Genomic DNA, 22,525 nt, shown 5'->3' with positions numbered 1-22,525 from the left:
GCCGGAGGACACGGCGGCATCATCCGGTCGACAGGCACTTTACAGCACCGGCTGGAACGTCTCCGCCTGCGCCATCCGCCATGCATCGCGGAAGCGCGGGTCTTCCGTGCCTTCGATCAGCTCCCCCGGGCGCAGCGCCGGATAGAGCTGTGCGAAGGATCGCACCTGGGTCGTCGACGTCCGTTGGCTGAAGTGGATCGGGCGCAGCTGCTGCGGATGTTCGAGACCGGCCGCGGCGATCAGCTCGGTCAGCGAGTGCAGCGTGGCGTGGTGATAATTGTGCACGCGGTCGATCTTGAGCGGCACGTAGAGCGCACGGGCCCGGGTCGGATCCTGGGTCGCGACCCCGGTCGGGCAGCGGTCGGTGTGGCAGCTCAGCGACTGGATGCAGCCGAGCGAGAACATGAAGCCGCGCGCCGAATTGCACCAGTCCGCGCCGATCGCCATCGCACGCGCCATGTCGAATGCGGTCGCGATCTTGCCGGACGCGCCGATCCTGATGCGGTCGCGCGCGTTGATGCCGATCAGCGCGTTGTGGACGAAATTGACGCCCTCACGCATCGGCATGCCGAGGTGGTCCATGAACTCGAGCGGTGCGGCGCCTGTGCCGCCCTCATTGCCGTCGACCACGATGAAGTCCGGATAGATGCCGGTCTGAAGCATCGCCTTGCAGATCGCCAGAAACTCCCAGGGGTGACCGATGCACAGCTTGAAGCCGGCCGGCTTGCCGCCGGAGAGCCTTCGCATCTCGGCGATGAACTGCATCATGCCGGTGGGCGTGGAGAAGGCGCGGTGCGAGGCCGGCGAGATGCAGTCCTCACCCATCGAAACGCCGCGGATCTTGGAAATCTCCTCCGAGACCTTCGCCGCCGGCAGCACGCCGCCATGGCCGGGCTTGGCGCCCTGGCTGATCTTGAGCTCGACCATCTTGATCTGGTCTTGGGCAGCGACCCGCGCGAACGCGTCCGGATCGAAGCTGCCGTCGAGGTGACGGCAACCGAAATAGCCGGAGCCGATCTCCCAGATGATGTCGCCACCCATCTCGCGATGATAGGGGCTGACACCGCCCTCGCCGGTGTCATGGGCGAAGCCGCCCTTCTTGGCGCCGGCATTCAGCGCGCGCACCGCGTTCGGGCTGAGCGCGCCAAAGCTCATGGCCGAGATGTTGAACACCGAGGCCGAATAGGGCTTTGCGCAGTCCGGCCCGCCGATGGTGACGCGAAATCTCTCCTCGGCATGCGCCTTCGGCGACACCGAGTGATGCATCCACTCATAACCATCGCGGTAGACGTCTTCCTGGGTGCCGAACGGACGCTTGTCGAGCTGCATCTTGGCGCGCTGGTAGACCACCGCGCGGATATCGCGCGAGAACGGCATGCCGTCCTTCTCGCTCTCGAAGAAATACTGCCGCATCTCAGGGCGGATTTCTTCGAGCAGGAAGCGGATATGCGCCGAGATCGGGTAGTTGCGCAGGACCGCATGGCCCTTCTGCATGAGATCGCGGACGCCGAGCACAGTCAGCCCGCCGAAGATCACGATCGGAATGATCAGGATGTCGAATATCTTACGATCGGCAATGCCGATACCGATCAACAGCGCGGTGACGACCGCACAGATCGTCAGGATGATGAAGCGCGGCGAGAACGGCAGGAGCAGGGTTTCCATGATCCCCTCTTCGAGGGGGCCCCTGGGTTGATTGTGCATCTTGTTATCGTGGGCCACGGTCACATCCTCTCGTCAGACTGACGGGGTATGATACGCCCGCGCCATATCTATGGATATGACGCGGCTTGGCTTCAGGCTACTGAATCCGCACATCGCAAATCAATCCGTCCGGGCCCGCGCTTTCGCAGTGCAATAGATTCAATGAAATGACAAATCAGTTACCAAATTAGTGACTATGCAGCTGCGCCTCGTGCGGAATCACACCGTGCTGCTCGAGGCCACCCTGCGCCAGCCAGGCATCCGTGCTCACGACCGCGCGCTCGATATGTTCGCCGGTGCGCGAGAAATCGTAAGGCGAACCCACCATCGGGCAGAGCGGCGGCACCACGACATATTCGATGTCGGGAGCGAGCCCTTCGAGCTCGGCCACCAACTGCCGGGCGGTCAGCAGCGTCAGCGCATGCAGGGCATTGGCAACCGCACCGACCGGGGGGCTCTCGACCGCACAGGCGTGCCCGGCCGGCAGCACGATCAGCTTCTTTGCGCCCTTGTGAACCGCAACGCGGACCGGAGTGTTCGAGGAGATCGCGCCGTCGGCGAGGAAGAGATTCCGGTAGCGAACCGGCGCAAAGGCGCCGGGAATCGCGGTGGACGCCAGGATCGCCTCCACGGCCGAGCCGTCCGACAGCACCACGCTTTCGCCGGAGACGAAATCGGTGGTGACGATGTGCAGGGGAAGCTGGGCATCCTGGAGGTTGCGGTATGGCAGATGATCCTCGATGAGCTTGCGGATTCCGTCATGGGGGATCAGGAAATCCCGCCGCCACATGAAGCCAAGCAGGGTTTTCCATGTGACCGGGAACACGTCATGGCGTTTCAGGCTGCGCCAGATCGCTTCCAGCCCGAGCACGCCCTTGAGCGAGGGATCGCCCGCATAATAGGCGCCGTTGATCGCACCGACGCTGGAGCCGACCACGAGGTCGGCGACAACCCCGTGCTTGGCCAGCGCATGCATCATGCCGACCTGGACCGCCCCGAAACTGCCGCCGCCCGCCAGCACGAAGGCGGTCGGGTTTGGCGGACGACCATGGTCGATCGCAGACAAAATGTGCGCAGCTCCCCCACCTCTCGCATCGCAACATCGGCGCGAGATTTCGCAGCGAGGTTATAACAAGGGGGGCGCGAGCGGCGCCAATAACAAAGTCGGGGGAGGATGGTGAGGGGTGGTGATGTGCGTGTGAGGCGAGATGCGGACACATCAACAGTGTCGTCCCGGCCTAGTGCGCAATTGCGCACCGGGGGCCGGGACCCATAACCACAGGGAGCAGTTTAGCGAAGACTCGTCGTTCGGTACTTCCACTTGCCGCGATCGATAGATTCCGCGGTATGGGTCCCCTGAGTTCACAAACGAAGTGCAACACTTCCAACTGGGAGTGTTGCCATGGGTCGGACTTACAAACAGCTCTCCGTTGACGATCGATGCGAGATTGCCCGCCTTTCAGCCAATGGCAGCTCGATCGGGCAAATCGCGGCAGCTCTGGATCGCTCGCCATCAACGGTCTGTCGGGAACTGAACCGTAATCGAGGCCGCCAGGTCGGCTACAAGCCAAGTTACGCCCAGCAACAGACGCGTGCGCGGCGCTGGAAGGGCTCTCGCCTCGAGCGCGATGCCGGCCTGCGCCGCGAAGTCCTGGCAGGCTTGAGCCGCGGATGGTCGCCTGAACAGGTCGCCGGCCGACTTGCCCGCGAACGTGGGCGCAAGGTGATCTCCTACGAGAGCATCTACCGCTTCATCTACGCCTAGATTACGCGCACCACGGACTTCAAATGGCGGCGCTATCTGCCTCGCGGCAAGAGCAAACGTGGCCGTCGGGGCAAGCGCGGCGGGAGCCCGGCAAGCTTCATTGAAGGCCGTGTTTCCTTGGCCCAACGACCGATCGAGGCCGCCGATCGCAGCGTTCCCGGCCACTGGGAGGCCGACCTGATGATGTTTTCCAAATACCGTCAGGCCATCCTGGCCGTCCACGAGCGTAGCTCGCGCCTGCTGCTCGCAGTCCCCATCGAAAGCAAGCTCGCCTCCGGCATCGCCAGCCGTCTCGTGCGCCTGTTCAAAGCGATCCCGCAGGCGCTGCGCCGCACCGTCACCTTCGACAACGGCACCGAGTTCGCTGCTCACCTTTCCTTGCAGAGCCTCTTGATGAAGACCTTCTTCTGCGACCCCCACGCGCCCTGGCAAAAGGGCGGCATCGAGAATGCCTTCGGCCGCTTGCGCCGCTTCATCCCTCGCAAGACTGACCTCCCAAAGCTCCCAATCCGCCGCTTCCGTCAGTCTATCGCCGCCTACAACAACACCCCGCGCAAATGCCTTGACTTCAGAACCCCGGCAGAGGCTTTCTCCCAAGCGTTGCACTTCGAGTGTGAATCCACCTCCCGGCCTTCGCCGGGACGACGGTTAGACGACCGCAATCACCGCTCGACGAACGCCTTCTCGATCACGAAATGGCCAGGCTTGTTGCCGGAGCCCTCGATGAAATCGCGACCTTCGAACATCACTTTCAGCTCTTCGAGCATCGCCGGGCTGCCGCACATCATGACGCGGTCGGTCTCGATGTTGAGCGGGCCCTGGCCGATGTCGTTGAAGATCTGCTCGGAGCTGATGAGGTCGGTGATACGACCGCGATTGCGGAACGGCTCGCGGGTCACGGTCGGATAATACACCAGCTTGTCCGCGAGCAGCTCCCCAAACAGCTCGTCCTCGCGCAAGTTCGCGACGAGCTTCTCGCCATAGGCGAGCTCGGAGACCTGGCGGCAGCCATGCACAAGCACGATGGTGTCGAACTGGTCGTAGACCTCGGGGTCCTTGATCAGGCTCGCGAACGGGGCGAGACCGGTGCCGGTCGAGAGCAGCATCAGCCGCTTGCCCGGAATGAGGTTGTCGGTGATCAGCGTGCCGGTCGCCTTGCGGCCGACCAGAATGGTGTCGCCTTCCTTGATTTTCTGGAGGCGCGAGGTCAGCGGGCCGTCCTGAACCTTGATCGAGAAAAACTCGAGCTCTTCCTCGTGATTGGCGCTCGCCATGCTGTAGGCGCGCAGCAGGGGCCGGCCCTCGATCTCGAGGCCGATCATTGCGAACTGGCCGTTCTGGAAGCGGAAGCCGGAATCGCGCGTGGCGCGGAAGCTGAACAGCGTGTCGGTCCAGTGCTGGACGGAAAGAACCTTCTCTCGGTAAAACGCGCTCATGATTTTCGATATTCCGAATATTTGCGGTTTTAGAACAACAGCGTTGCCCGGCCCCTGAACGCGAGGCGAACACCACTTGTCATGGCGGAGGATTTCTTGGCTGTGATCTACGCCATTGAGGCCAATAATCAACCTCGTTTGGGATGCAATTGATGCCGATCAAACCGGCATTTGCGACGGAATTGGCCGCATTGTTAATGAATCTGCTGCCGGGCACGCGCGGAGGGTAATTTCTTTTCTCTTTGAGGCTTGATCGCAGCACTTAATTTCCGTCGCGCTCGCGATAATTTCATTAAGAATAGCTCCGACTTTCATCCCTGTATGACGCCATTTCCCGCATTTTTGCGGCATTTGGCGACGGGAACGCTTGAAGACATGGCAAGTAGCGAACGGATCTTCGTCCAGGCAATCAGGCGCTATTGCGCACAGCACGGCATTGCCGTCGATGTCCGCGCCGGCGGCTGGCTGATCGCGATGCGCCGAGGCGAAATGCGCCGCTTCGCCTTTGGCTACGATATCGGCCTCAACAGCGCGATTGCGCACCGCCTCGCCAACGACAAATCGGCAACCGCCGAGGCGCTGGCGCTGGAGGGCGTGCCCTGCATCCCCCATCACCTCTTCCTCAATCCGAAGCTGGGCAAGAACGTCGTTGGCGACGCCTGGCGAGAGGCAATGCTTCGGCTGCTTCCCGACAATCCGCAGGGCGTGGTGGTGAAGCCGAACGAGGGGACGTCGGGACGATCTGTCTTCCGGGTAGCGACGGAGGCAGAGCTCGACCACGCAGTTGGCGAGGTCTTTTCGATGAGCGCCGGGCTCGTGATTTCACCCTATGTCGCGATCGAGGAGGAGGTTCGTGTGGTGCTGCTCGATGATGTGCCCCTCGCCGTCTACAGCAAGCAGCGTGGCTTGGATTGGCGGCACAATCTCGATGCAGGCGCACAGCCCGTGCTCCTCGAGGACGGCGAGGCCCGCGCGGCTTGCGTGAAACTCGCGATCGACGCCGCAGACGCCATCGGCATCGCCTTCGCTTCGATCGACGTGATCCGCGTCGATGGCGCGTGGCGCGTGCTGGAGATCAATTCCGGCGTGATGATGGAGGCGCTGGGGAAGCTGCATCCGGAGCTGGTGCAGGCGACGTATGATGCGGCGCTGGATCGGGTGTTTGGCGAGCAGCGCTGAAAAGTAGGAGCCGCATTTTACCGCGCCGTCGGCCTACCCACCCTCCCCCGGAGGGGAGGGTATGAACCACCACTTCTAATTATTCGCGCTGGCGGAATCGTCCATCGCCTTGAAGGCTTCTTCCAGTTGCAGCGAGATCGGCACGTTCATCCGCTCACCGGTCGGCATGCGCGCGATGAACCATTTGTTGTAGAGCGGGACCAGGTCGTGGTTGGAGCCGAGCTTGCGGAAGGTGCGATCGACCACGGCTGAGAGTTGCGGCTCGCCCTTGCGGAACATGATGCCGTAGGGGTCGTAGGACAGATAGTCGCCGGTGACGCGGAATTTGTCCTGCGCCTTGTGGCGCACGATCAGGCCGGACAAGAGGATGTCGTCGGTCGCGAACGCATCGGCCTTGCCGTCGGCGAGCATCTGGAACGACTGCTCGTGATCGGCACCGACGACGATATTCAGCCCCAGCGAGGACTTCTTGTCGGCCGCCTGGATCGCCTGCTCGTTGGTGGTGCCCTTCGTCACCACGATGGTCTTGCCTTTGAGGTCGGTCAGCGCCTGGACGTTTGATGCCTTCGGCACCATCAGCTTGGTGCCGGCGACGAACATCAGCGGCGAGAACGCAACCCGCTTGCCGCGCTCGGCATTGGCCGTGGTCGAGCCGCATTCCAGATCGATCTTGTTCTGGAGCACCGCGTCGATGCGATCGTCCGAGGTGACCTTGACGTAGTCGATCTTCAGATTGGGATCGTCGACCTCGACGCCGATCTCCTCGACGATGGCCTCGCAGAGTTCGAGGCTGTAGCCGATCGGACGGTTGGCCTGGTCGAGGAACGAGAACGGCGGCGAGCTCTCGCGATAGCCGAGCCGCACGGTGTGTGCATTCTTGATGGCAAGCAGCGTCGGGCTAAGCCCGTCGCTGCCGCCGGTCTGGGCGGAGGCACCGGTTGCCAGCAGGCACGCTGCCAGCAACAGACCGCCTGAAATCGCCGTCAAAGGGCGCATGACGCACTCCCGTCAGTGGCCGGCCATTGCGGGCACTTCGCCGGGGACCATGTCGCCCGGCACGACATCGCCCGGTCCCATTGCGTGCTCGGGTCCGAGCTCGCCCTCCCATTTCGCGACCACGGCGGTCGCGAGCGAATTGCCGATCACGTTGGTGGCGCTGCGGCCCATGTCGAGGAAGGTGTCGATGCCCATGATCATCAACAGCCCCGCCTCGGGGATGCCGAACTGCGAGAGCGTCGAGGCGATCACCACGAGGGAGGCACGCGGCACACCGGCGACGCCCTTGGAGGTGATCATCAGTGTCGCCAGCATCGCGAACTGCGTCGAGAGCGACATCTCGATGTGATAGGTCTGCGCGATGAAGATACTGGCAAAGGTGCAGTACATCATCGTGCCGTCGAGGTTGAAGGAATAGCCGAGCGGCAGCACGAAGCTCGAGATTCGCGACGACGCGCCGAAGCGGTTGAGGCCCTCCAGCGTCTTCGGGTAGGCCGCTTCCGAGCTCGCGGTGGAGAACGCGATCATCAGCGGCTCGCGGATCAGCCTGAGGAGATGGCTGTAGCGCGGCCCGATCACGATGAAGCCGACCATCACCAGGATGCCCCACAGGATGAAGAGCGAGAGATAGAAGCCGCCCATGAACACGATGAGCTTCCACAGCACCAGTAGGCCGTTCTTGGCGACCGTCGCGGTGATGGCGGCCCAGACCGCGAGCGGCGCGAACAGCATCACATAGCTCGTCACCTTGAGCATGATGTGGCCGAGGTCATCGATCAGCGCCAGGATCGGCTTGGAGCGTTCGGGCATCGAGCCCATCGCCACCGAAAAGAACACGGCGAAGATCACGATCTGGAGGATCTCGTTCTGCGCCATCGCGTCCGCGATCGAGGTCGGGATCAGATGGGTCAGGAATTTCTCGATCGAGAAGGCCGAGACCGGCAGGCCGGTCGACTGCGCCTTGTCCGGCAGCGTGCCGGGGAAGTTGGCGCCGGGCTGGAGCAAATTGACCATCACGAGGCCGAGCAGCAACGACACGAAGGAAGCGCTGACGAACCAGCCCATGGTCTTGGCGAAGATGCGGCCGAGCTTGGAGCCCGAGCCCATATGCGCGATGCCGCCGACCAGGGTCGCGAATACCAGCGGCGCGATAATCATCTTGATCAGGCGCAGGAAAATCACGGCGACCAGGTTGATGGACGAGGCCCAGTCGCCCCGCGTATCGGGCAGGAAATTGAAGATCGCCGAGCCCATGATGATGCCGAGCACCATCGCCACCAAGATGTATTGCGTAAACCTGTTCGACATTAGTGACCCCCACTACACCGGCGCTTCATGATGTCGCAGATATGACAGGGACGCAACACGCTTGGCGGGAGGGTGCGGAGGTGGGATGTTCCCGTTGCGAAACTGGACGCAGCGATCTAGCCTTCATGCAGCGCACAATGAATGCTGCTTGCATGTTTTGTTTGCGGCAGCTGCATCAATAATCGTCAAACAATCAGAGAGGAAACGCCATGACCGGCAGCGCCAATCGCCAAATTCTTCTGGTGGAAAAGCCCAGCGGCAAGCTCGGTCCCGAGCACTTCAAGATGGTCGAAGCTGCGATGCCCGATCCGAAGGACGGCGAAGCCTTGCTGCGCGTGCGTTACATCTCGCTCGACGCGGCCAACCGCGCCTGGATGCACGGCGCGACCTATCGGTCAGCCGTCGAGGCCAACAGCGTGATGGCCGGGGGCGGCATCGCCGAGGTGGTCAGCTCGAAGACGCCGGGGCTTGCGCCCGGCGACATCGTGTTCGGCGACACCGGCTGGCAGGAATATGCCGCGGTGCCGGCGAAGCATCTCACCAAAATGCCGAAGCTCGAACCGATGACGCATCTGCTCAGCGTGTTCGGCATCGCCGGTCTCACCGCCTATTTCGGCCTGCTGGAGATCGGCAAGCCCAAGGAAGGCGAGACCGTGGTGGTCTCGGCGGCCGCGGGCTCGGTCGGCTCGATCGTCGGACAGATCGCCAAGATCAAGGGGTGCCGCGTGATCGGCATCGCGGGCGGCGCGGACAAGTGCAACTGGCTGACTTCCGAGCTCGGCTTCGATGCCGCCGTCGACTACAAGGACGGCGCGGTGTTCAAGGCGCTGCGCGCAGCTGCGCCAAAAGGCATCGACGTCTATTTCGACAATGTCGGCGGTGACATTCTGGAAGCTTGCCTACCGCAGATGAACAATTACGGCCGCATCGCCTGCTGCGGCGCGATCTCGCAATATGACGGCGCGCCGTCGGCACACGGCCCGCGTGGCGTGCCCGGCCTGATCGTGGTGAAGCGGCTCGTCGTACAAGGCTTCATCGTGATGGACTACATGAAGGAGAGCCAGCGCGCGCTCGCCGAGCTCCAGGCCTGGGTGAAATCCGGCAAGCTGAAGGTGCAGGAGGACATCATCGATGGGCTGGAGAACACGCCGCAGGCATTGATCGGATTGCTCGCGGGCGAGAATCGCGGCAAGCGCATGGTCAAGCTCTGACGACGTAATTACTTCGCAATTGCGCAGGTATTATCTACTTGCGGTAGTGGCCAAAGCGGCCAAAGATATCGCGCGCGAGGCAATGCTCGCGACGATTGCGCTTGCATCACATTTAGAAAAATCGTCGGCGTTACCGACAGGGCAGGAATTCACGCAGATGTTCAACACGTTGAAACATGTTTCGACGCGAAAGGCGTTGCTGGTGGCAGCACTCTTCGCAACTGCAACAAGCGCATTCGCGCAAGCACCGACCGAGGCTCAGAAGAGCGCCATCCGGTCTGCATGCCGCTCGGACTTCATGGCGCACTGCTCGAGCGTCACGCCCGGCGGCGTGGAGGCATATCAATGTCTCCAGAGCCACATGTCGAGCCTGTCATCGGGATGCCAGACCGCGGTTCGCGCGGTCGAGCCGGCCGCCGCCGCGCCCAAGACCGAGGCTGCGCCAGCCAAATCTGAACCAGCGAAGACGGAAACTGCGCCCGCCGCCGAGCCTGCGGCGAAGCCCGCCGCCGCAGCCACTCCGAAAGCCGCCGCGCCAAAACAACCGAGCAGCGCACAGGTCTCCGCCGTCAAGAGCGCCTGCCGCTCCGACTATCCAAAGGTATGCGCCAGCGTGCCGCCGGGCGGCGCGCCTGCGCTCGAATGTCTGGAGAAGAACAAGGCGAAGGTGTCGGCAGCCTGCGCGAAGGCCGTGAGCGCTGCCGCGGGTGGTGGTGCGGCAGCTGCCACACCTGCTGCGGGCGCGGCACCGGCTGCTGCACCTGCCGCGGCGCCCTCCGTGATCGCGCTGCGGCCGCTGCGGCCGCGCGAGGAACTGTTCATCATCCGGTCCGCCTGCGGCGCCGACATCCGCACGCTGTGCGCCGGCGTGGCGCCTGGTGGCGGTAGCATCGTGCAATGCATTGCGAGCAATGCCGCGTCGCTGTCGCCCGGGTGCAAGGACGTGCTGGCACCGTTCGCGGCCCGTTAGGACGACGCGCGCAATAATGAATGACTGCGCGCGTGATTGAATTTTCGCGCGCCTGAAACGGCAAACCTTTGCCGATATCCGATTTCGATCACGAAAGACCGGGAGAACAACATGCGTTCATTGCTGCTTATCGCTTCTGCGCTCCTCGCCTTCGCGGCGACGATGATTTTTGAGACCACCGATGCCAATGCAGTGGTGTGCGCCCGCGGCGTCTATCGCGCCGGATGTGCCGGGCCGAACGCCGCCGTGGTGGTCCGCAAGCCGGTACCGGTGGTCCGTTGCACCAGGGTGCTGGTGAACGGGGTCTACGTGAAGCGCTGCGTCTGACGCGCGGGTAGTCAATCCGGCGCGGTTTGGCTATGTTTCGCAACTGATGGTTTCGGGCACGCGCGAAAATTGTGTCCGAGAACGAGTTCCGGTGCGCCGACGCTTCGCCGATGATTCCGCTGGCGTGGGAGGCCGGAGCACATTAGTCTAGCCCCAGATAGTAAGTATACTGTCAATTAGGGAGGTAGACGTTGCGGATCGCCGTGATTGGCGGGGGGCCCGGTGGGCTCTACTTCGCCTATCTCTGGAAGAAGCGTCACCCCGAGGATCAGGTCGACCTGTTCGAACAGAACCCGGCCGACGCGACCTGGGGCTTTGGCGTCGTGTTCTCCGAACAGGCGCTGGAATTTTTGCGCGCCGACGACCCCGAGACAGTCGATGCGATCGCGCCATATATGGAGAGCTGGGAGAACATCACGCTCAACCTCCACGGTGACAGCGTCGCCCTCGACGGTGTCGGCTTCTCCTCGATCGGCCGGCTCGAGCTCTTGCAGTTCCTGCAGCAGCGCGCGCTCGATGCCGGCGTCACGCCGCGCTTCGACACGCCGATTCACGCGATCGACCAGCTCGACGGCCACGATCTGATCGTGGCTGCGGACGGACTGAACTCGCTGGTGCGCCGCGCCTACGAGGGCGATTTCGGCACCTCGCTGTCCTACTCCTCCAACAAATTCGTCTGGTACGGCACTTCGAAGCGCTTCGACACGCTGTCGCAGACTTTTGTGAAGACCGACCGCGGCGCTTTCAACGCCCATCACTACCGCTATTCGCCGACCATGAGCACCTTCCTGGTCGAGTGCGATCATGCGACCTGGCAGGCCTATGGGTTTGCCTACAAGGACGTCGAGCAGTCCAAGGGCGTCTGCGAGGAGGTGTTTGCCGATACGCTCGGCGGCCATTGCCTGGTCTCCAACAAATCGGTCTGGCGCAATTTTCCGTGGGTCTGGAACGAGCATTGGTCGTTCAAGAACATGGTGCTGATCGGCGATGCCCTGCATTCGGCGCATTTCTCGATCGGCTCGGGCACGCGGCTCGCGATCGAGGACGCCATTGCGCTGGTCAAGGCGCTGGAATCGGATGTGCATCTGACGACGGCGCTGCATCGCTACCAGGCGGCGCGAAAGCCGGTGGTGCAGAAGCTCGTCAACGCTGCCCGCACCAGCGCCTTCTGGTACGAGCACTTTGCCCAACACATGCAGCTTGGTCTGCTGGACTTTGCCTATAGCTACGTCACCCGCTCCGGCCGCATCGACGACTCCCGCCTGCGCGCGATGTCGCCCGCCTTCATGGCGCGCTACGAGGCCGAGAAGAACGGCGGAGACAGGGCATGAGCGGCGAGGTTCGCGACCAGGTGCCCGCCGACTGCGCGGGCGCCCGCGAGATCGGCTTTGCCGTTCCGGACATCTACAATGCCAGTCGCGTGCTGTTCGACAATCTCGCCAAAGGGCGTGGCGACAAGCTCGCCCTCATTGGCCCCGCGGGCACGCGCACCTATGCCGAGCTCTGCGCGGACGCTGGCCGCTGGGGCACCGGCTTCGCCTCGCTCGGGCTGAAGCGGGGCGATCGCGTGTTGCTGTTCCTCGACGACACCCCGGCCTATCCGGCAGCGTTCTTCGGTGCGGTACGCGCCGGCTTCGTGCCGTTGCTGATCAACACGCTGACGCCGCCGGATCTGCTGCAATTCTATCTCGCCGATTCCGGTGCGAGCGTGGCGGTGGCCGAGTCCGAGTTCTGCGCGCGCTTCAATGCCGAGGCCTGCAAGGACACGAGCTTGCGCACGCTGATCGTCGTCAATGGCGATGTGGGCGATCACGTCGCGCCGAACGCTATCGGCGCAGCAGACTGGCTTCCACAGTTTCCGACCAAGCTCGCGGAAGCCGACACGCATCGCAACGACATGGCATTCTGGATGTACTCCTCCGGCTCGACCGGCCGTCCCAAAGGCATCGTGCATCTCCAGCATGACATGGCCTATAGCGAACTCGCCTTTGCGCAGAACGTGCTGAAGCTGACGCCAGACGACATCTGCTTCTCCGTGCCGAAGATTTTCTTCGCCTACGGTTTTGGCAATTCCGTCACCTTCCCGTTCTCGGCGGGTGCGGCGACACTGCTGTTGCCGGGACAGCCGAAGCCCGCTGCGATCTTTGCAGCGATCGAGCAGTATGAGCCGACGGTCTTCTTCGGGCTGCCGACGCTTTATACATCCCTGACCAAGGCCGACGGCGCCGCCGAAACGAACTTCTCGTCGCTGCGCATGGCACTGTCCGCAGCGGAAGTGCTTTCGGCCGAGGTCTTCAACGGCTGGAAGACGCTGACCGGACTTGAAATCGTCGAAGGCCTCGGCTCGACCGAAGTGCTGCACATCTACCTCTCCAACAGTCCCGAGAAAAGGAAGCTCGGCGCCGCGGGCCTGCGCGTACCCGGCTACGAGGTCGCGCTCAGAGACAAGGACGGCCGCGACGTCGGCGACGACGAGGAAGGCATCTTGTGGGTGCGCGGCGATTCCAACACCCCGCTGTACTGGAACAGGCCGGACAAGTCCGCCGAGACCATTCGTGAAGAGGGGTGGATCTACACCGGCGACCGCTTCGTGCGCGACAGCGACGGCTTCCACTTCTTCCGCGGCCGCGCCGACGATCTCATCAAGATCTCCGGCCAGTGGGTCTACCCGCTCGAGGTCGAGCTGTGCCTCGCCGATCACCCCGACATCCGCGAATGCGCGGTGTTCGCCGCCGAGCTGCCGGACCGGCGGATGACGCTGAAGGCCGTGGTGGTGATGAATAGAAGCGGCGTCGACCAGAGCGAGGCGACGCGGCGGCTCCAGGACTACGTGAAGGGCAAGCTTTTGCCCTACAAATATCCGCGCGAGGTGATCTTCATCGACGAGCTGCCGAAGACGGGCACGGGAAAGATCGATCGGCAGGCGTTGCTGCGGATGTGAGGCAAGGGCGGCGCCTCACCCCGCCTTGCCCAGATGCTCCAGCGCATCCTCCGCCCGCAGCGGCACCCGTGACGCCTCGTTGTTGAGATCGACGAGCTGCACCAGCAGTCCCATCAGCGCCTTGCGCTCAGTGGGCTTGAGCGGCTCCAGCATCCGCGCCTGCGCGCGCTCAACGGCGGGGATGATCTCGCGCAGGATCGCGGCGCCGGGCTTGGTCAGATAGAGCAGCTTGATCCGCTTGTCCTCGGGCGCCGGCTTGCGCTCGATATAGTCCTTGGCCTGAAGCCGCTCGATCACGCTGCCGAGCGTCGAGCGGTCGAAGGCGATCACCGCCGACAGTCGCGTCGCGTCGATGCCGGGATGGGTGTGGATCGCGATCAGTGCCGCATATTGCACCGGCGTGAGATCAAACGCCTTGCACTCCTCCATGAAGATCGAGACCGCGATCTGCTGCATGCGCCGGAACAGATAGCCCGGCGCGGCATAGACCGCGTTGATCGTGATTGGAGGAGCAGACTTACTCGGCATCGGGCTGCTTCTCCGGTGCGGCATTGGCAAATGCCGGCAGCGCTTTCGCGGCGGCTTCCGCCTTGAGCAGACGCGGATAGGCGGCGACATCGACGCCGAAGCGCCGCGCATTGGCGAGTTGCGGCACCAGACAGAGATCGGCGAGCGTCGGAGCATCGCCAAAGCAGAACGCGCCGGGCTCGTCCCTGATCAGCGTTTCACAGGCCGACAGCCCCTCGCGGTTGACCCACGCCGCCCATTCCTGAACCTTGTCTTCAGCAAGACCGAGCTCGCGCAGCCGCGCCAGCACCTTCAAATTCTGCACCGGATGGGTGTCGCAGGCGATCGCCAGTGCGAAGGCGCGCACCTTCGCGCGTTGCAGAGGTTCCGCCGGTAGCAGCGGCGGATTCGGGTGCGTTTCGTCGAGCCATTCGATGATGGCGACCGATTGAGTCAGCACCGCGCCCGCATCATCCTCCAGTGCCGGCACCAGGCCCTGCGGGTTGATGGCGAGATAGGCGGGCGCGCATTGCTCGCCTTTGCGAAGGTGATGTGGCAAATGCTCGGCGCCGAGGCCCTTGAGGTTGAGCGCGATCCGGACACGGTAGGCGGCGCTGGAGCGGAAATAGCCGTGCAGCTTCATCAAACCCTCCCTCATTCTTGTTCGTCACGTTGACGCTACCTAGACTGTAAGTATACTGTCAATCAACAAAACGAACGGGAGCCGCCCCATGGAAGCCGTGACCAAGACGCCGGAACGCGAAGCCTTCTACAAGAAGATCGACGGCGAAAACCTCACCGCGCTGTGGACGGTGATGAACGATCTGATCACGCCGGAGCCAAAGAGCGCCTGCCGGCCGCATCTGTGGAAATTTGACGTCATCCGCGATTACATGACGGAAGCGGGCAAGCTGATCACCGCCAAGGAAGCCGAGCGGCGCGTGCTGGTGCTGGAGAACCCCGGCCTGCGCGGCCAGTCCAAAATCACCACCTCGCTCTATGCCGGTGTGCAGATGGTGGTGCCCGGCGATGTCGCGCCCGCGCATCGCCACAGCCAGTCAGCGCTGCGCTTTGTGCTCGAAGGCAGGGGCGCGCACACTGCGGTGGACGGTGAACGCACTGCGATGGAGCCCGGCGATTTCATCATCACGCCGTCGATGACCTGGCACGATCATTCCAACGAAACCGACCAGCCGATGTTTTGGCTCGACGGCCTCGACATCCCGCTGGTGCAGTTCTTCGACTGCTCCTTTGCGGAAGGCTCCAAGGAAGACCAGCAGAAGATCACGAGGCCCGCCGGCGACAGCTTTGCGCGCTACGGCCACAACCTTTTGCCGGTCGACGTGAAGCGGAGTTCGAAGACCTCGCCGATCTTCAGATACCCCTATTCCTATACGCGCGAGGCGCTGGAAAAGGCTCGTGCGAGCCAGGAGTGGGACGCCTGCCACGGATTGAAGCTGAAGTTCAGCAATCCCGAGACCGGTGATTTCGCGATGCCGACCATCGGCACCTTCATCCAGCTGCTGCCGAAGGGTTTCAAGGCCGCGCGCTATCGTTCGACGGATGCGACCGTGTTCTGTCCGATCGAAGGCCATGGCCGCAGCCGCATCGGCGATGCCGTTTTCGAATGGGGCCCGCGCGATTTGTTCGTGGTGCCGAGCTGGCAGTGGGTGACGCACGAGGCCGACTCTGATGCCGTGCTGTTCAGCTTCTCGGATCGACCGGTGCAGCAGAAGCTGGATTTGCTCCGGGAAGATCGCGGGAATGTTTAGGCTACGCTGTTAGTCACACCGTCATTGCGAGCGCAGCCAAGCAATCCAGACTGCCACTGCGGAAAGGCTCTGGATTGCTTCGCTGCGCTCGCAATGACGGAGTATGGCTACCGCCAGTGCAGCAGCCGCGTCTCCAGCAGATTGATCACCCTGCCCACCAACAACCCGAACACCGACAGGATCACCACGCCTGCCAGCAGCTGATCCGTCTGCATCAGATTGCCCGCCTGGAGCACAAACGCACCGATACCATATTGCGCGCCGATCATCTCGGCGCTGACGACGAGCAGCAGCGCCACCGACGCCGTGATGCGGAAACCGGCGAGGATCGCGGGCAGCGCGCCCGGCCAGACCACCTTGCGCACGATGGTGGCAAAGGGAACGTTGAAACTCTGCGCCATGCGGATCAGGTTGCGCGGCACCGCATCGACGCCGCTATAGACCGAGATCGCGGTCGAGAAAAATACCCCGAGCGCAATGGTGGCGATCTTCGGCTCTTCGCCAATGCCGAGCCAGAGGATCAACAGCGGCAGCAGCGCGATCTTCGGAATCGGGAACAGCGCCGAGATGAAGGTGATGCCGACGCTGCGCGCGAGCCGTGACAGGCCGATGGCGAAGCCGACCACAATGCCGGCGGAGGTTCCCAGCAGCCAGCCGACGCCGATGCGCAGCAGCGAAGCGGACAGGTGCTGCCACAGCGCGCCGGAGATCGCGAGCTCGTAGATCGCGCGCACGATCGCCGACGGCGCCGGCAGGAACAGCGGATTGACAACACCGGCGCTGCCGGCCGCCTGCCAGATCGCGATGACCAGCGCGAGTGCAATCCAGCCGCCGAAACGGCTCGACGCAGGCACGAAGCCTGCGCCGCGGAAGCGGACGCGCCGCGTGGCTTCGTTCTTCCCCGGCGTCTCCGTCGTCGCGCGATCAAGCATGCTGAACCTCGCGCTCGGCATCGATCGCCTCGTTGCGGATCAGCGACCAGATCTGGTTCTGAAGCGCGAGCAGCTGTTCACGCGCAGCGATTTCGCCGCGCTCAGTGCGCGTCATCGGCACGGTCACGACCTCACGAATGCGCCCCGGCCGGCGCGACAGCACCACGATGCGGTCGGCAAGCCTCGCGGCCTCTTCGAGATTGTGCGTGACATAGACCGCGCCCATGCCGCCATCGGCCAGCAGGCGGACGAAATCCTCCATCAGCAGCTCACGCGTCTGCGAATCCAGTGCCGAGAGCGGTTCGTCCATCAGCAAAATCGCAGGCTTCACCGCAAGCGCGCGCGAAATGCCGACGCGCTGGCGCATGCCGCCGGAAAGCTGCTTCGGATAGGTTTTGCGAAAATCGGTCAGGCCGGTGCGGCGCAAGGCGTCCTCGACCAGCGCGCGGCGCTGGATTGCCGAGAGCTGGGTGTGCAGCAGCGGGAACTCGACGTTCTCCTCCACATTGGCCCAGGGCAGCAGCGCAAAATCCTGGAACACGAAGGTCAGCGGATTGAGGCTGTCCGCCGGCGGCGTGCCGCGCAGCTCGGGCGCGCCCGACGTCGGCTGCAACAGCCCGCCGAGGATCGACAGCAGCGTGCTCTTGCCGCAACCTGAGGGACCGACGATCGCCACGACTTCGCCGGCGCTGACCGTGAAAGAGATGTCGTCGAGCACGGCGAGATCGCCGAAGCGATGAGAGATGTGGTTGGCGATCAGGTCCATGTGCTGCGTTCTACTCTCAATCCGCCTTCACAAAATCCCTGGCGATGATCGTATTCGCGTCAAAACCCTTGTCGGCAAAGCCCTGCTCCTGGAGCCATTTGATCTGGTTGTCGACGTTCTTGACGTCGAGCTTGCCGTCCGGATCAATATAGGCGCAGTTGCCGACCACCTGCTCGAGCGGCAGATTGGTGTACTTTGCGACGATCCCCAGCAGCGGTTTTGTCTGCTCGTTGACCGGCGCGACGCCATCCTTCATCGCGACGAGGATGACGTCGTGATATTCGCGATCGGCTTTTGCGAGCACGCCGAGCAGCTTTGTCACCAGCACCTTGTTGGTCAGCGTCTTGGGCGAGGCGAACACCGCGCCAAGCTGCCAGGGCGTCTCGTCGCCGACCCAGCCCAAGAACTTTGCGCCGCCATCATCCAGCAGCTTGCGCGCGGTGGAGATCGGCAGCAGCGCGGCATCGACGGTCTCGCCCTTGAGGGCGGCGGCCGCGTTCGACAGCGATTGCAGCGGGATGATCTTCACATCAGACAGCTTGAAGCCATATTTGTCGGCGAGCAGGCCGAGCGAATAGTGAAACGACGAGCCGACCTGCGTCACCGCGACGCGTTTTCCCGCGAGGTCCTTCGGCGTCTTCAGGCCGGCGGCATAGGCGTTGTTGCTGGCAAAGTAGCCGATCAGGGGATAGCCGGCCTTCTCCCGGCTCATGCCGCCGATCACCTTCAGCACGCCCTTGCCGGCGAGATTGTAGAGGCCCGCGGTGAAGGCGGTGACGCCGAAATCGATATCGCCCGAGGTGGTCGCGACCGCGATCGGCTGCGCCGCATCGAAGAATTTCAGCTCGACGTCGAGGCCGGCCTCGCGGAAATAGCCCTTGTCCTGGGCGATGAAGACGGGTGCGGAGGAGGACAGGCGGAGCACGCCGACCTTGGCCTTCAGCGCGTCTTCGGCCCGGGCCGTGCCCATCGCCATGATGGCCACCAGGCTGGCTAGCGCAAGCCGCGCAATCCCGATCATCCCGTTTCCTCTCGTAGTTCTCTTGCAGTCCGTTACAGGCCCTCTGGCACGGGCTGGTCCCGCCCGATGAAGGCGCCCTGTTGTTTCAACGTTTCCTGCAATTTTTCAACCGGGATTTCGCGTGGAATCCGATTACCTGAGAGCGCCAGCGCCGCGGCGGAACCCGCGGCCTCCCCCATCACGAAACAGGCACCGGAGACCCGCGCCGCCGACTGGCCCTCATGGGTCATCGAGGCGCAACGCCCGGCGACCAGCAGATTGTCGACGCCTTCGGGCACCAGCATCCGGTAGGGCAGCTCGTTATAGCCGCGCGATTCCGGAATCGGCGGGAAAGTAAAGACGACATCGCCGGGAACATGGGCCTCGATCGGCCAGCCATTGACCCCGATCGAATCCTCGAACGAAGCGCAGCCGAGCACGTCCTCGCCGCTAAGCTGATAGCCGCCCTTGATGCGGCGGGTCTCGCGGATGCCGAGCTGCGGCGGCAAATCGACAATGTACGACTTTTCGAAGCCTGGCACGGTGCGCAGGAATTCGAACGCCGCGAGCGCCTGCTTGCGACCCTCGATCTCGCCGCGGGTGAGATCGTCAGGCTCGATGCCGTTGATGGCATGGCCGTCCTCGCGCGCGACCTGGGTAAAATTCACCCGCCATTCGATGCCGGATTTTTGCGGCCGCACGATCGCGCTTTTGCGCGGGAATTTGTGCGTTCCAGCCGCGGTAGCCTTCTCCATCAATTGCGGAATGGTCCGCCAGGCCTCGCCTGCTTTCTCGGGATCGATGCCGTTGAGGCGGAGCATCATCGACGGATACATCGGGTGTCCGTGTTCGTCGCCAAACTCGAACGGCGCGCCGGCCCAGACCGCGAGATCGCCGTCGCCGGAACAATCGATGAAGATTTCCGAGCGCACCGCCTGCCGGCCGGCCTTGGTCTCCACCATCAGCGCATCGATGCGGCGGTCGTCGCTCATCACCACGCCGGCGCCGAGTGCATGGAAGAGGATGTGCACCTTGTGGCTTGCAAGGAGTTCATCGGCCGCGATCTTGTAGGCGGCGGTGTCATAGGCCTGGGCAAAGACCTTGCCGAGGATCAAATGCGGCGCGTTCAGGCCGTTCAAATGATCGATCCGCGCCAGCAGCTCGGAGGCCATGCCCTGCACCAGCCGGTGCGCCTCGCCATAGACGTTGCCGTGCAGGCCGCAAAAATTGGTAACGCCGGCGGCCGTGCCCATGCCGCCAAGAAAGCCGTAGCGCTCGATCAAGAGCGTCCGCCGCCCCGCGCGGGCTGCGGAGGCCGCTGCGATAATGCCGGCCGGGCCGCCGCCGAGGACGACGACTTCATATTCGCCGTAGAGCGGCACCTGGCGCGCTGGTTCTTCGATCATCGTGGGCCGCATGGCGCGTCCTATCCCTGAAAATCTCTTGCTTGGCCGGACTATGAATTGACGCGAGCTAGGCTACAATCCACCAATATACGCGATCAGCTTTCTCGAATCGCGAAAGGTCGGGATGGACATTCTGGTGAACCTTCAGGCCTTCCTCGCCACCGCGGACGCGGCCGGGTTCTCCGCCGCCGCGCGAAAACTCGGCGTCTCGACCTCGGTGGTGGCCAAGCGCGTCACGCAGCTGGAGGCACGGATCGGCACGCCGCTGTTTCATCGCTCGACCCGGCAATTGCGGCTGACCGACGCCGGCCAGCGCTATGTGCATCGCGCACGTGGTGTCGTCACTGACGCCACCGATCTGCTCTCGCGCATGGGCGAGAAGGGCCACGATCTCGTCGATCACCTCCGCATCAAGGCGCCGACCTCGCTGACGGTCGCGCGGCTCGCGGACGCCTTCAGCGCCTTCCAGACGCAGAACCCGCGGCTGAAACTCGAGATCGTGCTGATCGATCGCCCGGTCGATCCGGTGACGGAGGGCTTTGACATCGCCATCGGCGCCTTCCCGCATTCCTTCGGCGGCGTGGTCGACGAGCCGCTGTGCGCGCTGAAGCGGCTGCTCTGCGCCTCACCGGCCTATTTGAAGAAACACGGCACGCCAAAACATCCGCGCGATCTCGTCGAGCATCGCTGCCTCAGCTTTCTGCCGACCGGACCGGAATGGGTTTTCGACGGGCCGCGCGGCCGTATCAGCATCCAGGTCAGCCCGCTGCTTTCCTCCAACGAGGGGCATGTGCTGGCGCGCAGCGCGATCGCCGGCAACGGCATCGCGCTGATGTCGCATTATCTCGTCGCCGATGCCCTGCGTGATGGGACGCTCAAGCCGGTGCTGCGTGACTTTCCGATTCCCGAGCTATGGGTGAAGGCCGCGATCCCCGAGCGCCGGCGCAACGCCGCCGCGGTGCAGGCGCTGCTGACACTGCTCAAGACGTCGCTCGCGTCGTCGCTGTGAGCCTTGTCGCGCCGTTGTCACAAGATGGCAGTTGCTCGGAAATGACGGACCTGAGAGAAGTTCCGCCATGGATTCGACATTCGTGAAATTCGCCCTGCCCGCCCTGATCGCTCTAGTGATCTCCGCCACACCAGCCGCAGCGCTGGAGCAGAACTGCCGTTTCATCCAGGCCAAGGCCGATCGCGAAGCCTGCTATAAGCGGCAGGAGGAGGAGCTCGCGACGAAGCGCAAGTCTGTTACACCGACCAACGAGAGCAAGGCGCTCGAATCGCTGCACCAGATGCGGCAGGACGACGATGCTGTCTATCGCAGCATCCACGGCATCTGCCGCGGCTGCTGACGCTCAGCCCTTCCCGCCGCCCCAATTCCCCGCGCGCTTCTCGGCGAACGACGCGAGTCCTTCCGCGGCCTCCGCGCTCTGCCGCTTCAGTGAATGCAGCTGCACGAGCCGCGTGTAAGCGGCGTCATCCACGGCCATCCCGCCAAACGAACTCTCCAGCGCGAGCCGCTTGGTCTCGGCCATCGCCTCCGGACCGTTGGCGAGCAGCTGCTCGACCACCTTGGCGCCGGCGGCTTCGAGATCAGCCAGCGGCACGACCTCATGGACGAGGCCGATGCGGCGGGCATCTTCGGCGCCAAAGCGTTCGCCGGTGAGCGCGTAACGGCGGACTTGCCGTACACTAATGGCGTCGCAGAGCTGCGGGATGATGATCGCTGCAGTCAGCCCCCAGCGCACCTCGGTGATCGAGAACAGGGCATTGTCGGCTGCGATCACGACGTCGCAGGCCGCGATCACGCCGGTGCCGCCGCCAAAACAGCCGCCCTGCACCAGTGCCACTGTCGGGATCGGCAGCGTGTTGAGCCGCTGCACCGCCTCGAACGTCGCCCGGGACGCCGTCTCATTGGCCTCGGCCGATTGCGGCCGCACGCCGTTGATCCATTTGAGGTCGGCGCCGGCCTGAAAGTGCTTGCCGTTGCCCCGGAGCACGACGACGCGGAGGTTGGGCTTCTTCCCCAATTCGTCCATCGCGGCAAGCACGCCGGCGATCAGCGCGCCGTCATAGGCGTTGTTGACCTCCGGGCGGTTCAGCGTGACGGTCGCGACGCCACGTGCGTCGAGCGTCCACAGGACGGGGTTGGCGGTCATCGGCGATCCTCCGGTCATCTTGTTTGCCGCGCACTATGGCCGAGGCGCCCCGCGCCGATCCATATCTTTCCGGCGTGGGGCGGCCGCGCCCATCGCATGGCGGGTTGTGTCATGGTGGCGGTGGGCGGCAGCCAAGGGATTTGGGACGG

21 protein-coding genes and 1 pseudogene are annotated in these 22,525 nt (G+C 63.6%); 10 read left to right on the top strand and 12 right to left on the bottom strand.

Annotated elements, in window-relative coordinates:
* Nucleotides 1–39 precede the first annotated feature (39 nt).
* Nucleotides 40–1,665 (bottom strand): FMN-binding glutamate synthase family protein, encoded by a 1,626-nt coding sequence (locus ACPPVR_RS04420; protein ID WP_426613047.1) that lies wholly within the window; start codon nucleotides 1,663–1,665, stop codon nucleotides 40–42.
* A 226-nt stretch (nucleotides 1,666–1,891) separates the two neighbouring features.
* Nucleotides 1,892–2,770, bottom strand: coding sequence for a patatin-like phospholipase family protein (locus ACPPVR_RS04415; protein WP_426613046.1), 879 nt, complete (start codon nucleotides 2,768–2,770; stop codon nucleotides 1,892–1,894).
* Nucleotides 2,771–3,106: 336 nt separating this feature from the next.
* Here ACPPVR_RS04415 and ACPPVR_RS04410 point away from each other — a divergent pair.
* A pseudogene (locus ACPPVR_RS04410) lies at nucleotides 3,107–4,093 on the top strand (IS30 family transposase); the annotation flags it as partial.
* 38 nt (nucleotides 4,094–4,131) lie between these two features.
* Here the strand turns inward: ACPPVR_RS04410 and ACPPVR_RS04405 are convergent.
* On the bottom strand, nucleotides 4,132–4,905 hold the full coding sequence (locus ACPPVR_RS04405) for a ferredoxin--NADP reductase (protein ID WP_426613045.1): 774 nt from the start codon (nucleotides 4,903–4,905) through the stop codon (nucleotides 4,132–4,134).
* 375 nt (nucleotides 4,906–5,280) lie between these two features.
* On the opposite strand from ACPPVR_RS04405, the gene ACPPVR_RS04400 reads away from it, so the two are divergent.
* Nucleotides 5,281–6,084 carry an ATP-grasp domain-containing protein gene (locus ACPPVR_RS04400; RefSeq protein ID WP_426613044.1) on the top strand — a complete coding sequence of 268 codons (804 nt, stop codon included), beginning with the start codon at nucleotides 5,281–5,283 and terminating at the stop codon, nucleotides 6,082–6,084.
* Between the two features lie 75 nt (nucleotides 6,085–6,159).
* Here ACPPVR_RS04400 and ACPPVR_RS04395 read toward each other — a convergent pair whose 3' ends face one another.
* Together ACPPVR_RS04395 and ACPPVR_RS04390 are read right to left on the bottom strand one after the other, a co-directional pair.
* Nucleotides 6,160–7,080: an amino acid ABC transporter substrate-binding protein gene (locus tag ACPPVR_RS04395; protein WP_426613043.1), complete on the bottom strand. Its 921-nt coding sequence runs from the start codon at nucleotides 7,078–7,080 to the stop codon at nucleotides 6,160–6,162.
* Nucleotides 7,081–7,092: 12 nt separating this feature from the next.
* Nucleotides 7,093–8,388, bottom strand: coding sequence for a dicarboxylate/amino acid:cation symporter (locus ACPPVR_RS04390; RefSeq protein ID WP_426613042.1), 1,296 nt, complete (start codon nucleotides 8,386–8,388; stop codon nucleotides 7,093–7,095).
* Between the two features lie 209 nt (nucleotides 8,389–8,597).
* Here ACPPVR_RS04390 and ACPPVR_RS04385 point away from each other — a divergent pair, with 209 nt between their 5' ends.
* The 5 genes from ACPPVR_RS04385 to ACPPVR_RS04365 all read left to right on the top strand — a co-directional run bounded on the left by ACPPVR_RS04385 (nucleotide 8,598) and on the right by ACPPVR_RS04365 (nucleotide 13,837).
* Nucleotides 8,598–9,599, top strand: coding sequence for an NADP-dependent oxidoreductase (locus tag ACPPVR_RS04385; protein ID WP_426613041.1), 1,002 nt, complete (start codon nucleotides 8,598–8,600; stop codon nucleotides 9,597–9,599).
* Nucleotides 9,600–9,756: 157 nt separating this feature from the next.
* The gene (locus ACPPVR_RS04380; RefSeq protein ID WP_426613040.1) at nucleotides 9,757–10,569 is read left to right on the top strand and encodes a cysteine rich repeat-containing protein; all 813 of its coding nucleotides are present in this window, start codon (nucleotides 9,757–9,759) and stop codon (nucleotides 10,567–10,569) included.
* 111 nt (nucleotides 10,570–10,680) lie between these two features.
* A complete protein-coding gene (locus tag ACPPVR_RS04375; protein ID WP_426613039.1) occupies nucleotides 10,681–10,896 on the top strand; it encodes a hypothetical protein in 216 nt (71 codons plus the stop codon).
* Between the two features lie 191 nt (nucleotides 10,897–11,087).
* Entirely contained in the window at nucleotides 11,088–12,227 is a 1,140-nt protein-coding gene (locus tag ACPPVR_RS04370; protein ID WP_426613038.1) for an FAD-dependent monooxygenase, read from the top strand.
* Nucleotides 12,224–13,837 (top strand): benzoate-CoA ligase family protein, encoded by a 1,614-nt coding sequence (locus ACPPVR_RS04365; protein ID WP_426613037.1) that lies wholly within the window; start codon nucleotides 12,224–12,226, stop codon nucleotides 13,835–13,837. The genes ACPPVR_RS04370 and ACPPVR_RS04365 overlap by 4 nt, the downstream gene beginning before the upstream one ends.
* Nucleotides 13,838–13,852: 15 nt before the next feature.
* Here the strand turns inward: ACPPVR_RS04365 and ACPPVR_RS04360 are convergent, their stop codons facing one another.
* Together ACPPVR_RS04360 and maiA are read right to left on the bottom strand one after the other, a co-directional pair.
* A complete protein-coding gene (locus tag ACPPVR_RS04360; RefSeq protein ID WP_426613036.1) occupies nucleotides 13,853–14,365 on the bottom strand; it encodes a MarR family winged helix-turn-helix transcriptional regulator in 513 nt (170 codons plus the stop codon).
* Nucleotides 14,355–14,987 carry a maleylacetoacetate isomerase gene (maiA, locus tag ACPPVR_RS04355; RefSeq protein WP_426613035.1) on the bottom strand — a complete coding sequence of 211 codons (633 nt, stop codon included), beginning with the start codon at nucleotides 14,985–14,987 and terminating at the stop codon, nucleotides 14,355–14,357. The genes ACPPVR_RS04360 and maiA overlap by 11 nt, the downstream gene beginning before the upstream one ends.
* A gap of 88 nt (nucleotides 14,988–15,075) precedes the next feature.
* Here maiA and gtdA point away from each other — a divergent pair, with 88 nt between their 5' ends.
* A complete protein-coding gene (gtdA, locus tag ACPPVR_RS04350) occupies nucleotides 15,076–16,116 on the top strand; it encodes a gentisate 1,2-dioxygenase (protein WP_426613034.1) in 1,041 nt (346 codons plus the stop codon).
* A gap of 107 nt (nucleotides 16,117–16,223) precedes the next feature.
* Here the strand turns inward: gtdA and ACPPVR_RS04345 are convergent, their stop codons facing one another.
* From ACPPVR_RS04345 to ACPPVR_RS04330, 4 genes are read right to left on the bottom strand one after another with little or no spacing between them, the layout of a single operon-like run.
* Nucleotides 16,224–17,048 carry an ABC transporter permease gene (locus tag ACPPVR_RS04345; RefSeq protein WP_426613033.1) on the bottom strand — a complete coding sequence of 275 codons (825 nt, stop codon included), beginning with the start codon at nucleotides 17,046–17,048 and terminating at the stop codon, nucleotides 16,224–16,226.
* Nucleotides 17,041–17,814, bottom strand: coding sequence for an ABC transporter ATP-binding protein (locus tag ACPPVR_RS04340; protein ID WP_426613032.1), 774 nt, complete (start codon nucleotides 17,812–17,814; stop codon nucleotides 17,041–17,043). The genes ACPPVR_RS04345 and ACPPVR_RS04340 overlap by 8 nt, the downstream gene beginning before the upstream one ends.
* Nucleotides 17,815–17,830: 16 nt before the next feature.
* Nucleotides 17,831–18,835: an ABC transporter substrate-binding protein gene (locus ACPPVR_RS04335; RefSeq protein ID WP_426613031.1), complete on the bottom strand. Its 1,005-nt coding sequence runs from the start codon at nucleotides 18,833–18,835 to the stop codon at nucleotides 17,831–17,833.
* 32 nt (nucleotides 18,836–18,867) lie between these two features.
* Nucleotides 18,868–20,232, bottom strand: a complete 1,365-nt coding sequence (locus ACPPVR_RS04330) for an FAD-dependent oxidoreductase (protein WP_426613030.1) — start codon at nucleotides 20,230–20,232, stop codon at nucleotides 18,868–18,870.
* Between the two features lie 112 nt (nucleotides 20,233–20,344).
* Between ACPPVR_RS04330 and ACPPVR_RS04325 the strand changes: the two genes are divergently transcribed.
* Together ACPPVR_RS04325 and ACPPVR_RS04320 are read left to right on the top strand one after the other, a co-directional pair.
* Complete coding sequence (locus tag ACPPVR_RS04325) at nucleotides 20,345–21,229, top strand: LysR family transcriptional regulator (protein ID WP_426613029.1); 885 nt, start codon at nucleotides 20,345–20,347, stop codon at nucleotides 21,227–21,229.
* A gap of 67 nt (nucleotides 21,230–21,296) precedes the next feature.
* A complete protein-coding gene (locus ACPPVR_RS04320) occupies nucleotides 21,297–21,569 on the top strand; it encodes a hypothetical protein (RefSeq protein WP_426613028.1) in 273 nt (90 codons plus the stop codon).
* Between the two features lie 3 nt (nucleotides 21,570–21,572).
* Here ACPPVR_RS04320 and ACPPVR_RS04315 read toward each other — a convergent pair whose 3' ends face one another.
* On the bottom strand, nucleotides 21,573–22,376 hold the full coding sequence (locus tag ACPPVR_RS04315) for an enoyl-CoA hydratase-related protein (protein WP_426613027.1): 804 nt from the start codon (nucleotides 22,374–22,376) through the stop codon (nucleotides 21,573–21,575).
* Nucleotides 22,377–22,525: the final 149 nt, after the last annotated feature.

This window comes from Bradyrhizobium sp. McL0616 (assembly GCF_049993385.1).
GTDB lineage: Bacteria > Pseudomonadota > Alphaproteobacteria > Rhizobiales > Xanthobacteraceae > Bradyrhizobium.
This window is presented reverse-complemented; position numbering and strand designations above follow the sequence as displayed.